15 protein-coding genes are annotated in these 12,304 nt (G+C 65.1%); 11 read left to right on the forward strand and 4 right to left on the reverse strand.

The annotated features are described in order from the left end of the window. Positions 1-27: 27 nt before the first annotated feature. The 3 genes from ACRDTL_RS05600 (at position 28) to ACRDTL_RS05610 (ending at position 3,063) form a co-directional block, all read left to right on the forward strand. Positions 28-690 carry a fasciclin domain-containing protein gene (locus tag ACRDTL_RS05600; protein WP_431505725.1) on the forward strand — a complete coding sequence of 221 codons (663 nt, stop codon included), beginning with the start codon at positions 28-30 and terminating at the stop codon, positions 688-690. Between the two features lie 9 nt (positions 691-699). Beyond that, a complete protein-coding gene (locus ACRDTL_RS05605; RefSeq protein ID WP_431505726.1) occupies positions 700-2,418 on the forward strand; it encodes a cytochrome c biogenesis protein DipZ in 1,719 nt (572 codons plus the stop codon). Positions 2,419-2,487: 69 nt separating this feature from the next. Then, on the forward strand, positions 2,488-3,063 hold the full coding sequence (locus ACRDTL_RS05610) for a fasciclin domain-containing protein (protein ID WP_431505727.1): 576 nt from the start codon (positions 2,488-2,490) through the stop codon (positions 3,061-3,063). A gap of 5 nt (positions 3,064-3,068) precedes the next feature. Here the strand turns inward: ACRDTL_RS05610 and ACRDTL_RS05615 are convergent, their stop codons facing one another. The 3 genes from ACRDTL_RS05615 to ACRDTL_RS05625 are packed head-to-tail and all read right to left on the reverse strand — an operon-like array spanning position 3,069 to position 4,585. Beyond that, positions 3,069-3,971, reverse strand: a complete 903-nt coding sequence (locus tag ACRDTL_RS05615) for a crotonase/enoyl-CoA hydratase family protein (protein WP_431505728.1) — start codon at positions 3,969-3,971, stop codon at positions 3,069-3,071. A gap of 3 nt (positions 3,972-3,974) precedes the next feature. Then, the gene (locus ACRDTL_RS05620) at positions 3,975-4,364 is read right to left on the reverse strand and encodes a type II toxin-antitoxin system VapC family toxin (protein ID WP_431505729.1); all 390 of its coding nucleotides are present in this window, start codon (positions 4,362-4,364) and stop codon (positions 3,975-3,977) included. Further along, positions 4,361-4,585 carry a FitA-like ribbon-helix-helix domain-containing protein gene (locus tag ACRDTL_RS05625; protein ID WP_431505730.1) on the reverse strand — a complete coding sequence of 75 codons (225 nt, stop codon included), beginning with the start codon at positions 4,583-4,585 and terminating at the stop codon, positions 4,361-4,363. Before ACRDTL_RS05625 ends, ACRDTL_RS05620 begins: the two co-directional genes overlap by 4 nt. 161 nt (positions 4,586-4,746) lie before the next feature. Here ACRDTL_RS05625 and ACRDTL_RS05630 point away from each other — a divergent pair, with 161 nt between their 5' ends. Next, positions 4,747-4,992, forward strand: a complete 246-nt coding sequence (locus ACRDTL_RS05630) for a DUF4345 family protein (RefSeq protein ID WP_431505731.1) — start codon at positions 4,747-4,749, stop codon at positions 4,990-4,992. 137 nt (positions 4,993-5,129) lie between these two features. Here the strand turns inward: ACRDTL_RS05630 and ACRDTL_RS05635 are convergent, their stop codons facing one another. Further along, positions 5,130-7,127, reverse strand: a complete 1,998-nt coding sequence (locus ACRDTL_RS05635) for a prolyl oligopeptidase family serine peptidase (protein WP_431505732.1) — start codon at positions 7,125-7,127, stop codon at positions 5,130-5,132. A gap of 98 nt (positions 7,128-7,225) precedes the next feature. Here ACRDTL_RS05635 and vapB point away from each other — a divergent pair, with 98 nt between their 5' ends. From vapB to ACRDTL_RS05670, 7 genes are all read left to right on the forward strand, one after another. Further along, positions 7,226-7,456 carry a type II toxin-antitoxin system VapB family antitoxin gene (vapB, locus tag ACRDTL_RS05640; RefSeq protein WP_431505733.1) on the forward strand — a complete coding sequence of 77 codons (231 nt, stop codon included), beginning with the start codon at positions 7,226-7,228 and terminating at the stop codon, positions 7,454-7,456. Further along, on the forward strand, positions 7,443-7,856 hold the full coding sequence (locus tag ACRDTL_RS05645) for a PIN domain nuclease (protein WP_431505734.1): 414 nt from the start codon (positions 7,443-7,445) through the stop codon (positions 7,854-7,856). Before vapB ends, ACRDTL_RS05645 begins: the two co-directional genes overlap by 14 nt. Before the next feature lie 73 nt (positions 7,857-7,929). Further along, positions 7,930-9,453 carry an acetaldehyde dehydrogenase ExaC gene (gene exaC, locus ACRDTL_RS05650; RefSeq protein ID WP_431505735.1) on the forward strand — a complete coding sequence of 508 codons (1,524 nt, stop codon included), beginning with the start codon at positions 7,930-7,932 and terminating at the stop codon, positions 9,451-9,453. Then, entirely contained in the window at positions 9,453-10,013 is a 561-nt protein-coding gene (locus ACRDTL_RS05655; RefSeq protein ID WP_431505736.1) for a DUF779 domain-containing protein, read from the forward strand. The genes exaC and ACRDTL_RS05655 overlap by 1 nt, the downstream gene beginning before the upstream one ends. Positions 10,014-10,043: 30 nt before the next feature. Then, entirely contained in the window at positions 10,044-10,322 is a 279-nt protein-coding gene (locus tag ACRDTL_RS05660; protein ID WP_431505737.1) for a putative holin, read from the forward strand. Continuing rightward, positions 10,315-10,806, forward strand: a complete 492-nt coding sequence (locus ACRDTL_RS05665; RefSeq protein ID WP_431505759.1) for a hypothetical protein — start codon at positions 10,315-10,317, stop codon at positions 10,804-10,806. The genes ACRDTL_RS05660 and ACRDTL_RS05665 overlap by 8 nt, the downstream gene beginning before the upstream one ends. Positions 10,807-11,024: 218 nt before the next feature. Further along, positions 11,025-12,269, forward strand: coding sequence for a fatty acid desaturase family protein (locus tag ACRDTL_RS05670; protein ID WP_431505738.1), 1,245 nt, complete (start codon positions 11,025-11,027; stop codon positions 12,267-12,269). The last annotated feature ends 35 nt before the right edge of the window (positions 12,270-12,304 follow it).

Raw genomic sequence — 12,304 nt, forward strand, 5'->3', positions numbered from 1 at the left:
CCGCCTTGACGAAGGAGCCAAAACGGAATGAAGGACGTTCAGAGCAAGGCACTCGTGGTCGGCCTGGCGGCGATCGCGATGGTGGGCTTCTCGGCGTGTTCGAGCAACAAATCCGAATCGAAGAAGGAGACCAGCGCGAATCCGGCCACCAGCATGGCAACGCCGGGCACCACGAGCGCAATGGCGGATCCCGCGGCCGATCTCGTCGGTTCGGGATGTGCGGATTACGCCGCGCTGCATCCGAGCGGTCCGGCTTCGGTAGCCGGGATGGCGCAGGACCCGGTCGCGACGGCCGCGTCCAACAACCCGCTGCTGAGCACCCTGACATCGGCGTTGTCGGGCAAGCTGAACCCGAACGTGAACCTGGTCGACACTCTCAACAACGGCCAGTACACGGTGTTCGCGCCGACGAACGCCGCGTTCGACAAGCTGCCGGCCGCCACGATCGACGAGCTCAAGACCAACTCCGAGAAGTTGAAGAGCATCCTTACCTACCACGTGGTGCAGGGCCAGGAAAGCCCGGCAAAGGTCGACGGCACCCACAAGACACTGCAGGGCGCAGACCTGAATGTGACCGGCCAAGGAAACGACCTCAAAGCCAACGACGCGGGCTTGGTGTGCGGAGGGGTGCACACCGCGAACGCGACGGTGTACATGATCGATACTGTGCTGATGCCACCCGGCCAGTAGCGGTCAAATATGTTGTCGCTTGCGCTGATCGGTGTGCTCGGAGGTCTCATCACCGGCATTTCGCCGTGCATACTCCCGGTGCTGCCGGTGATCTTCTTCTCCGGGGCGCAGGCCACGGCCGAGGGTGCGGTCGCGGTTGCGGTGAAGCCGAAACGTGAAGCCTTGCGGCCGTATAGGGTGATCGGTGGCCTGGTGTGCAGCTTCAGCCTGGTCACGCTGGTCGGCTCGGCATTGCTGTCGTTGCTGCACCTGCCGCCGGACGCCATCCGCTGGGCGGCGCTGGTCGCGTTGGCGGCGATCGGTCTGGGATTGATCTTTCCGCGCTTCGAGCAGTTGCTGGAGCGGCCGTTCACCCGCATCCCACAAAAACAGATTGCGACTCGCACCAACGGGTTTGGTCTCGGCCTGGCGCTGGGCCTGCTCTACGTTCCGTGCGCTGGCCCGGTCCTGGCCGCGATCGTGGTGGCCGGCGCGACCGCGAACATCGGTCTGCCCGTCGTCGTGCTCACCGTGGCGTTCGCCGTGGGCACGGCGGTGCCGCTGCTGTTCTTCGCACTGGCCGGCCAACGAGTTGCCGAGCGGGTCAGCGCCTTTCGGCGCCGCCAACGCGAGATCCGCATCGCCGCGGGAATCGTCACCATCCTGCTGGCAGTGGCGCTGGTATTCAACCTGCCCGCGGCCCTACAGCGGACCATCCCTGACTACACCAGCTCGCTACAGACCAAGCTCGGCGGCGACCAAGAAATCCAGCAAAAGCTCAACCTCGGCGGCATCGTCAACGACCAGAACAAACAGTTGTCGAACTGCATGAACGGCGCGTCACAGCTGCAGAACTGCGGCCCGGCACCCGACCTGAAAGGCATTGCCGCGTGGCTCAACACGCCTGGCGACAAACCGATCGACCTGCACGCGTTGCACGGCAAGGTCGTGCTGATCGATTTCTGGGCGTATTCGTGCATCAACTGTCAACGCGCGATCCCGCACATTGAAGGCTGGTACCGCGCCTACCACGACAGCGGTTTCGAGGTCATCGGCGTGCACACCCCCGAGTACGCATTCGAAAAGGTCACCGCCAACGTGCAGAAAGGCGCCGCCGACCTGGGCGTCACCTACCCGATCGCGCTGGACAACGGCTACTCGACCTGGACGAACTATCGCAACCGGTACTGGCCTGCCGAATATCTGATCGATGCCAAGGGCACCGTGCGGCACATCAAATTCGGCGAAGGGGACTACAACGTCACCGAAAAGCTGATCCGGCAGCTGCTCACGAACGCCAAACCCGAAGTCACGCTGCCTTCGCCGGTGGACGCGCCCGATACCACCCCGCCGCTGGACCTGACTCCCGAGACGTACTTCGGCGTGGGCAAGATGGCCAACTACGCCGGAAGTGGCGTCTACGACGAGGGTTCGGCAAACTTCGCGTTCCGGCCGTCGCTGCCGAATGACTCCTTCGCGCTGCAGGGGCCGTGGACACTCGACTACCAGGGCGCTACCGCCGACAGCAACACCTCGAGCATCGAGCTGAACTACCACGCCAAAAACGTCTACATCGTCGTCGGCGGAACCGGGAGCCTGGCCTTGACGCGCGACGGGAAGACGACCACGCTGCCGGTCAGCGGACCGCCGACCTCACATCAGATCGTCTCCGGCAACGACGTGGCCCGTGGGACACTCGAATTCCGTCTCAGCGAAGGGTTGACGGTGTATTCGTTCACCTACGGATAAAACCAACCGATCCGGCGTGCCCACGGCTCCGAATAGCTCTTGTCAGAGCGACGAAGGGAGCCGAAGGGCATGAACAAGACGATTGCAGCACCTAGTTTCGCGGCGGTGGCAGTGCTAAGTCTGGCGGTGGTCACCGCCCCAACCGCGGCGGCGGCAGATCTGGTCGGCCCCGGCTGCGCGGACTATGCCGCGCTGCATCCCGACGGTCCGGCGTCGGTGCAAGGAATGTCGCAGGACCCGGTGGCGACGGCCGCGTCGAACAACCCGGAGCTCACCACGTTGACCGCGGCGGTGTCCGGGCAGCTCAACCCGAACGTGAACCTCGTGGACACGCTCAACAACGGTCAGTACACGGTGTTCGCGCCGACTGACGCCGCTTTCAACAAGTTGCCGGCGTCGACCATCGACGAGCTCAAGACCAACTCGGACATGTTGAACAAGATCCTGACCTACCACGTCGTGCAGGGTCAGCTGAGCCCGGCCAAAGTCATCGGCAGTCAGAAGACCCTGCAGGGCGGCACCGTGAACGTGACCGGTCAAGGCAACGATCTCAGGATCAACAACGCCGGCTTGGTCTGCGGCGGCGTGCCCACCGCCAACGCGCAGGTGTACATGATCGATACGGTGCTGACGCCACCGGCGTAGTCAGTTCACGGCACGATGATGTGCGACGGGTCGGGCCGTAGCTCCAGCGGGGCCTGGCTGTAGTCGCCGAACGGCCCGTCGCGGCGCTCGACCGCCGCCCGCACTCCTTCGGTGGCGGCGGTCGCGATGAAGTCGAGCGCGTCGGGGGTATTGCGCATCAGGCCGTCGAGGATGCCGCCGAGCATCTGCGTCGATGCCAGGCCCATGTTCTCGTAGGCCTGGTTGACGATCAGCTTCTGGGCGCGTAACTGGGACAACGGAATTCGCACAAGCTCGGCGGCGATCTCGGCGACCCGGACCTCCAGCCGCTTGAACGGCACCGCCTCGTTGATCAGCTCGACCTCGGCGGCCTGCACCCCGGTCAGCGGCCGGCCGGTCAGCGAGTGCCATTTGACCTTGGCCAGGCTGAGTCGATACAGCCACATGCCGGTCAGGTAAGCGCCCCACATCCGGCTGTACGGGGTGCCGATCACGGCGTCCTCGCTGGCGATCACCAGGTCGGCGCACAGCGCGTAGTCGCTGGCCCCGCCCACGCACCAGCCGTGCACCTGCGCGATCACCGGCTTGGACGCCCGCCAGATCGCCATGAACTTGCCGGTGGGCCCGGTTTCACGGGCGGTGACCATCGCGAAATCCTTGCCCGGATCCCAGCGTCCCTCGGTCACCATGGCCTCGCCCCAATGCTGGAAACCGCCGCCGAAGTCGTAGCCGCCGGAAAACGCCCGGCCTGCGCCGCGCAACACGATGACCTTGATATCGGGGTCGCGTTCGGCGAGCCCGACGGCGGCCTCGATCTCGTCGGGCATCGGCGGCACGATGGTGTTGAGCTGCTCGGGCCGGTTCAGCGTGATGGTGGCGACCGGGCCGGCCGTCGTGTACAGGAGTGTTTCGAATTCGGGTGTCGGCATGGCTCAGAACACTTCCACATGCGCGTGGTGCCCGCCGGCTCGAGCCAGCCGCCGATCACAGGTAATGAGCGGTACCTCCAGGGCCTCCGCCAACGCGACGAACACCGCGTCGTACGCCGTCAACTGATGACGCAAACCCCACACACGGTCGGCAAGCGGGCCTAACGGGTACCTGGTCAACGTGATGTCTTTGATGTCCGTGCGGGCATCGTCCAATCGCGCTTCGTGGACGGCCCTCGTCAGTGCCAAGCGGCGCAGCGCATGCAGAACCTCGACATCGATTAGGTGCGGGGCGTGCAGATCACCGTCGTCGGACAACCGCGCAAGCAAGCCGGGCTTGGGCGGGCGGGTAAGCACAGCGTCGATGAGCGCCGATGTGTCGACGACGATCACCGATCGCGCCCGGCGCGAACCGCCTCGACGATCGCGTCTGCACTGGCGCCGCCACTGCGTCGGCTCGATCGGGCCAGCACGTCGGCGATGGCCGGCCGGTCCGCCACTCGCACCAGTTCATCGAGCAGGTAGTCCGACAGCGACACTCCGGCCGCGGACGCCCGCGTACGCAGCGTGCGGTGCACCTCGTCGGGAACATTGCGGATCTGGATGACCTTCACCACCAAACCGTACACCTAGTTTAGGTGTGTCACACCTAACTCGCATCGTCTCACTCGGAGCCGCTGGCTGCTCGACCATTGTGCGAAGGCAAGATCGGATCAATGACTTGCGCAGCAGTCTTACCCGCCTCGCCGAGCCAGCCAGATTTCGGGAGTCCACGATGCTGATCAAGACCCTTAAACTACTCGGCTGGATAGCCGGAATCGTGCTCATCGTCCTCGGAATAGGCCGCATCCTGCTACCTACGGTCACCGTTCCCGGTGGCGATGCCGTGAATCCAACGGTCGACAGCGAAATCCGCGCAGCGGGCGCATTGCTAATCGCATTCGGCCTCGCCTACATCTGGGCTGTGCACCGATCACCCATCCCCTCAGCGCTGTTGCGGCTGCTCAACAATGGGAGATGACCAGCCGGCCGCGCAGCCGTACGGTAGCCAGGCTCCACCGCTGAAGCGCGCCGGTGAAGGCGGGCCACTGATGTGAGACTACGATTCCCACGCCAACGGCACGGCGATCCAGCCTGACCTGTTTCGCGACATTACCGTCAGCGTCCCAGCATCCGCCACAGGAACGAGAAACTCAGCGCTGACTTGAACGCGATCTGGGCATTGTCGGCTGCGCCCGCGTGCCCGCCCTCGATGTTCTCGTAGTACCAGACCCGATGTCCGGCAGCCTCCAGCGCCGCGGTCATCTTGCGGGCGTGCCCGGGATGCACCCGATCGTCACGGGTCGAGGTGGTGATCAGCACCGGCGGATAACGCACCTCCCCCGAAATATGTTGGTAGGGAGAGTATTCGGAGATGAACTCCCAGTCGTTGGGATCGTCGGGGTTCCCGTACTCGGCCACCCAGGATGCACCGGCCAGCAACAGATGGAAGCGGCGCATATCGAGCAGCGGTACCTGGCACACCAGCGCACCGAACAGTTGCGGGTATTGGGTCAACATGATGCCCATCAGCAGCCCGCCGTTGCTGCCGCCCAGCGCACCCAGTTGTTCGACGGTGGTGATTCCGCGATCCACCAAATCGGTTGCCACCGCGGCGAAGTCCTCGGAGACCTTGTGTCGGCCGTCGCGCATCGCCGAAGTGTGCCAGGCCGGGCCGTATTCGCCGCCGCCGCGGATATTGGCCAGCACGTAGGTGCCGCCGCGGGCCAGCCACAGCCGGCCCAACACCCCGTCGTACCCGGGGGTGCGCGCCACCTCGAACCCGCCGTAGCCGCCCAGCAGCGTGGGACCCGTTGCGTCATCGGGTCGTACGACGAAGTACGGGATCGACGTGTCGTCCTTGGAAGTAACGAAATGCTGCGTGACACGCAGATCAGCAGCGTCGAAGAAGGCCGGAGCAGACTTGATCTGCTGTAGCGGCCCGTCGGCGGTGCCGTGCAGCAGCCGCGACGGTGTGCCGAATCCACTGGAATCCAGGAAGACCTCGTCGCCGGTGTCGTCGGCGGCGGCGATGACGGTGTTGGTGTTGACAGGCACATCGGCGACCGGTCGGCGCTGCCAGCTGCCCGGTGTGACAATCTCGACCCGGCTGGCCACATCCGCCAGCGTGACCATGACCAGCCGGTCGCGGGTCCAGGCATAGTGGTGCAGCGCGGTGTGCGCATCGGGCTCGAACACCACCTGCAAAGCGGCTGTGCCGGCGAGGAATTCGTCGTAGTCGGTGGCCAGCAGCGAGCCCGCGGCATACGAGGTGGCGCCGGTGAACCAGTCGGTGCGCAGCTCGATCAACAGCCACTGCCGGTGCACCGAGACCGTCGCGTCGGTGGGCGCGTCGATGTGGATCAACTCGTCGCCGCGCAGCTCGTAGATCTGCGCGTTCCAGAAGTCGAGGGAGCGGTTCAAAAAGGTGCGCTCGAAACCGGGCGTGCGGTCCGCGCCCGCCGACACGGTGACGTCCGTGCGCGACCCCTCGAAGATCGTTTCAGTGTCAGCCAGTGGTGTGCCGCGGCACCACCTCTTGACGATCCGCGGATAGCCGGATTCGGTGAGCGAGTCTTCACCGAAGTCGGTACCCACCAGCACGGTATCCGGGTCGGCCCAGCTGATCTGGGTCTTCGCCTCCGGAACCTTGAACCCGTCGGTAACGAATTGGCGTGTGGCCATATTGAATTCGCGCACAATCGTCGCGTCCGAACCACCACGGGACAGACTGATCAGCGCGCGGGTGTATTCGGGTCTGATCACAACGGCACCGCCCCACACCCAGCTTTCGTCGTCCACCCGGGCCAATTCGTCGACGTCGATCAGCACGTCCCAATCCGGGTTATCGCTGCGATAGTCCTCCAGCGTGGTGCGCCGCCACAGCCCGCGCGGATTGGCGGCGTCGCGCCAGAAGTTGTACAGGTATTCACCGCGGCGCCGCACATACGGAATGCGGGCATCGGTGTCGAGCACCTCGAGCGCCTCGGCGCGCATCTGGTCGAACTGGTCGTCGCCGAACTCGGCGATCGTGGGCTCGTTGCGGGCACGCACCCAGTCCAGCGCGTTCTCGCCGGTGACGTCTTCCAGCCATAGGTACGGGTCGTCGGAAATCATGGTGGTTTCTTGCTTACCAGCGGCCCGCCGAGGGCCAACCAGCAGGGCGAGCGGGCGCCCCAGAGCGGTGATATCCTGCGATATCAGGAGGTGGTGCTGTGAGCGATATCCTGATTCGCGATCTTCCCAGCGAGGTGTTGACTGGGCTCGACGCGTTGGCGGCCAGGCTGGGATTGTCACGCAGCGAATACATCCGTCGTCGCCTCACCCAGGACGCCCAGACGGCCCGCCAGCCGGTCGCAGAGACCGATCTTCAGGCCTTCGCCGATACTTTTGCTGATTTGGGTGATGCCGAGGTGATGTCGCGGGCGTGGGATGAATCCGAATAACACCTGGCTGATCGATAAGTCTGCTCTTGTTCGCCTGGGTCGCAGCCCCGCCGCGTCGACATGGGCCAGCCGGATCGAGCGAGGTTTGGTGCGCATCGCCAGTATCACTCGCTTGGAAGTCACCTACTCGGCGCGGACGGCTGCTGCGGCGCGCCGGGGGTTTCGTGTACCGCCGCTGTCCGTCATGCCAGTCGAATACTTGACGCCTGCTATCGAGGATCGGGCACTGGAAGTTCAACTGCTGCTTGCCGACAAGGGAATGCATCGGGCGCCATCGATTCCGGACCTGATGATCGCGGCCACCGCAGAGCTCGCGGGCTTGGTCGTGGTCCACATCGACAAGGATTTCGACCTGATTGCCGCAGTCACCGGACAACGTGTGGAACGGCTGACGGTCTGACCGCCCAGCTTGCTGTACCGGCTGCAGCGGTACTGTGAGTTGTGTCACGGGAAAAGAACGAGGAGCTGATTCGATGACTGTCTACGCACGTCCGGGGTCCGCTGAGGCGCTGATGTCGTATGAATCCCGGTACGACAACTTCATCGGGGGCGAGTGGGTGGCGCCCGCGGGGGGCCGGTATTTCGAGAACTTGACGCCGGTGACCGGCCAGCCGTTCTGCGAGGTGCCGCGTTCCGACGAGGCCGACATCGACAAGGCGCTCGACGCTGCGCACGGCGCCGCCCCGGTGTGGGGCAAGACCGCTCCGGCCCAGCGGGCGGCGATCCTTAACAAGATCGCCGACCGCATCGACGCCCACCGCGAACAGCTGGCCCTGGCCGAAGCCTGGGACAACGGCAAACCGATCCGGGAGGCATTGAGCGCCGACATCCCGTTGGCTGCCGACCATTTCCGGTACTTCGCTGCGGCGATCCGCGCCCAAGAAGGATCGCTGAGCCAGATCGACAAGGACACTGTTGCCTACCACTTCCACGAGCCGCTGGGCGTGGTGGGGCAGATCATTCCGTGGAACTTCCCGATCCTGATGGGTGCCTGGAAGCTGGCGCCGGCACTGGCCGCCGGCAACACCGTCGTGCTCAAACCCGCCGAGCAGACCCCGGCCTCGGTGCTCTACCTGATGAGCCTCATCGGCGACCTGCTGCCGGCCGGGGTGGTCAACGTGGTCAACGGATTCGGTGCCGAAGCCGGCAAGCCGCTGGCGTCGAGCAACCGGATCGCCAAGGTCGCGTTCACCGGGGAGACCACCACCGGGCGGCTGATCATGCAGTACGCCAGCCAGAACCTGATCCCGGTCACCCTGGAACTCGGCGGCAAGAGCCCCAACATCTTCTTCTCCGACGTGATGGCCGCAAACGACGACTTCCAGGACAAGGCACTGGAGGGCTTCACGATGTTCGCCCTCAACCAGGGCGAGGTGTGTACCTGCCCGTCGCGCAGCCTGATCCAGGACACCATCTATGACGAGTTTCTGGAGCTGGCGGCGATCCGCACCAAGGCGGTCCGGCAGGGTGACCCGCTGGACACCGAGACCATGCTGGGCTCGCAAGCGTCCAACGACCAGCTGGAAAAGGTGTTGTCCTACATCGAGATCGGTAAGCAAGAGGGCGCCAAGATCCTTACCGGCGGCGAGCGCGCCGAGCTCGGCGGTGACCTCTCCGGTGGCTACTACATGCAGCCGACGATCTTTGCCGGCAACAACAAGATGCGGATCTTCCAGGAGGAGATCTTCGGCCCGGTGGTGGCGGTGACGTCGTTCCGCGACTACGACGACGCGATGAGCATCGCCAACGACACCCTCTACGGATTGGGTGCGGGCGTGTGGAGCCGCGACGGCAACACCGCCTACCGGGCCGGCCGCGACATCCAGGCGGGCCGGGTGTGGGTCAACTGCTTCCACGTGTATCCCCCGCACGCCGCGTTCGGCGGCTACAAGCAGTCCGGGTTCGGGCGGGAGTGCCACAAGGTGGCGCTCGACCACTACCAGCAGACCAAGAACCTGATGGTGTCCTATTCGGACCGGGCGCTCGGATTGTTCTGATGCGCGCCGGCGACGATGCAGTGGGGCCCCCGCGAAGCTGGGGACGTAGCGATGAGGAGGAGCGGCGCCACGGGGTCGACCGGGTGGTGGTCACCGCCGCGGCGGCGAAGCTGCTGGGGCAGCTGGCCGAGCGGCACGGCCCGGTGATGTTCCATCAGTCCGGCGGCTGCTGCGACGGTTCCTCGCCGATGTGCTATCCCGACGGGGATTTCATCGTCGGCGACCGCGACGTGCTGCTCGGCGTACTCGACATTGGTGGCGGGGTGCCGGTGTGGATCTCCGGGCCGCAGTTCGAGGCGTGGAAGCACACCCAGCTGGTCATCGACGTGGTGCCCGGCCGCGGCGGCGGATTCAGCCTGGAAGCCCCGGAGGGCATGCGGTTCCTGTCGCGCGGGCGGACATTCAGCGATGCAGAGAGCTCGGCGCTGGCGGCCACCCCGGTGATCACCGGCGTCGGCTATGCGCGCGGCGAGCGGCCACCGACCCGTAGCCCGATGGTGGCCGATGCAGCTGACGCGTGTTCAATACCCGGGCGGCGCGCCGCGCGCGCACCCCGGTAGCCGGGAGCGGCCGCAGTAACGTCGTAAACCGTGATTCCGCTACCTCGTGCCTGGGCGTTGGCCAGCGCGATGCTGGTCGGTGTCGCAGTGGGGGTAGTGGCGGGTACCGCGGTTACCTGGCGGGTCGAGGCCAGGGTCCGGTCCGACCTCGTTATCGCGCTGGTGGTCGGATTGCCCGCCGCCGCCGGGCTGCTGCTGATCCTGATCTCCCGGCGTCGATGGGCGACGGCGCTGGGCGCGTTCCTGCTGGCGCTGGCGCCGGGCTGGTTCGGGGTGCTGGCTGTGATCGAGGTGATGACCCCTGTCTGATGACGACCGCGACGACCACGAGTCGCTGCCGACCACCGAGCCGTACACGCCGACCTTCGACACCGGCGCACAACCGCAGGCCGGTGAAGCCGAGACCGCGGCGGCCGAGCCGGTTGCCGCGCCGGCTCAGTCGGTCACCGTGCCCGGTCGCTACCACTACGTGAAGTGGTGGCAGCTGATTTTGCTGCTGGCCGCGGTCTGGATCCCGGCAGCGGCGATCGGCCCGGGCCTCTTTTACTGGTGGACTCAAGACCTGTCACCGCACAAGACCCCAGTCGTGTTCGTCACGCTGGTCTATGTCGTCGTGTGCACGGTCGGCGGGTTGATGCTGGCCATGGTGCCGGACCGGCCGCTGCTCGCCGCATTGGCGATAGCGGTGATGTCGGCGCTGTTCGCGTCCGTCCTCGCCGCGGCCCCGTTCTACGGCATTTTCTACTGCGACCACACGACCGGGCCCTGCCTGATCGGCATGATTCCCTACTAGGGCCACCGTCGCTGTTGCTGATGTCTGCCCGGATAGTTCTATGGTCTATGGTTTACGTCAACGGCGTTGACTTGGTCGCCGGCCGCCGCCCATGCCCGTAAACAACCGCTTAGTAGATCGGACGTGATGCGAGATGGCGCGGTATGCGAACCGTGTCCGCTGCGCGCCCTCGCGCGAAGAGCCTGCCGCCACCATGCCCGGATCTCTTTGAGCGTTCGATGGCCATCACCGAAGTATCTCAATACGCCCATCTGAGCGACGCGGACGTCGAGGCGCTCGGGGCCGCGTTGGACGCGATCCGTTACGAGATTGAGGATTCGCGCGGCGCCAAAGACCGGGCATACATCCGGCGGGTCATCGCTTTTCAGCGGTGCCTCGAGATCGCGGCGAGGGTGGCCATCATCGGTAGCAAAAGCAGATATGGATGGGCTGCCGGAACCGCCGCGCTCGCCGTCGCCAAGTGCATCGAGAACATGGAACTCGGCCACAACATCATCCACGGTCAATGGGATTGGATGAACGATCCGGAAATCCATTCCAATACCTGGGAGTGGGACACGGCCGGCCTCGCGTCGCACTGGCGGTACTCGCACAACTACCGACACCACGTCTTCGCGAACGTCGTCGGCGTGGACGACGACCTTGGCTTCCGAATATTGCGAGTTACCCGGGATCAGGAGTGGCGGGCGAGCGCCTTGCTGCAGCCGTTGTACGCGGTGCTGCTGGCGCTGGCCTTCGAATGGGGCGTCGCAATCCATGGCTTGTATTCGGTGCAGGAAAGCGAGACGACGGACGAGAGTAGGTCCGCCCACACAAGGGCGCTGCTTCGCAAGATGGCTCGCCAGGCCGGCAAGGACTACGTTCTTTTTCCTGCCCTGAGTCGCCGGCGCTGGCGTCGCGCACTCGCGGCCAGCGTGGTGAGCAACGGGCTGCGCAATGTGTGGGCGTACGTGGTGATTGTCTGCGGTCACTTCGTGGACGGAGCGGAGAAGTTCACCCCGTCGTTGCTGGAGGGTGAGACGAAGCCCGAATGGTATCTGCGGCAAATGCTGGGCGCCGCGAACTTCCGGGCAGGCACGGTACTGGCGTTCATGACCGGACACCTCTGCTACCAAATCGAGCATCACCTCTATCCTGATCTGCCGAGCAATAGGTACCCCGAGATCGCCGAACGGGTGCGCGCTTTGTGCCTCGCCTACGACCTGCCCTACACGACCGGTCCGTTGCTTCGCCAGTACCTGCTCACCGTGCGCACAATCTGCAAACTGGCGCTGCCGGACCGGTTTCTTATCGCCACGTCCCACGACGCACCAGAGACGGCGTCCGAGGACAAATTCCGGAATGCCGCGAATAGATCGGACTTATCAGGCGTCGCGGACGATGTGCGGCGACGTGGATTGGCGACAGCAATATCTGCTGTCAGGAACGGGCGCCGTAGCAATGGCCGCCGTTCGGCTTGCTGAACAAAGCCGACGCGATCGCACCGCGCCGGAACGCG

It is taken from the genome of Mycobacterium sp., from assembly GCF_050700595.1.
GTDB lineage: Bacteria > Actinomycetota > Actinomycetes > Mycobacteriales > Mycobacteriaceae > Mycobacterium.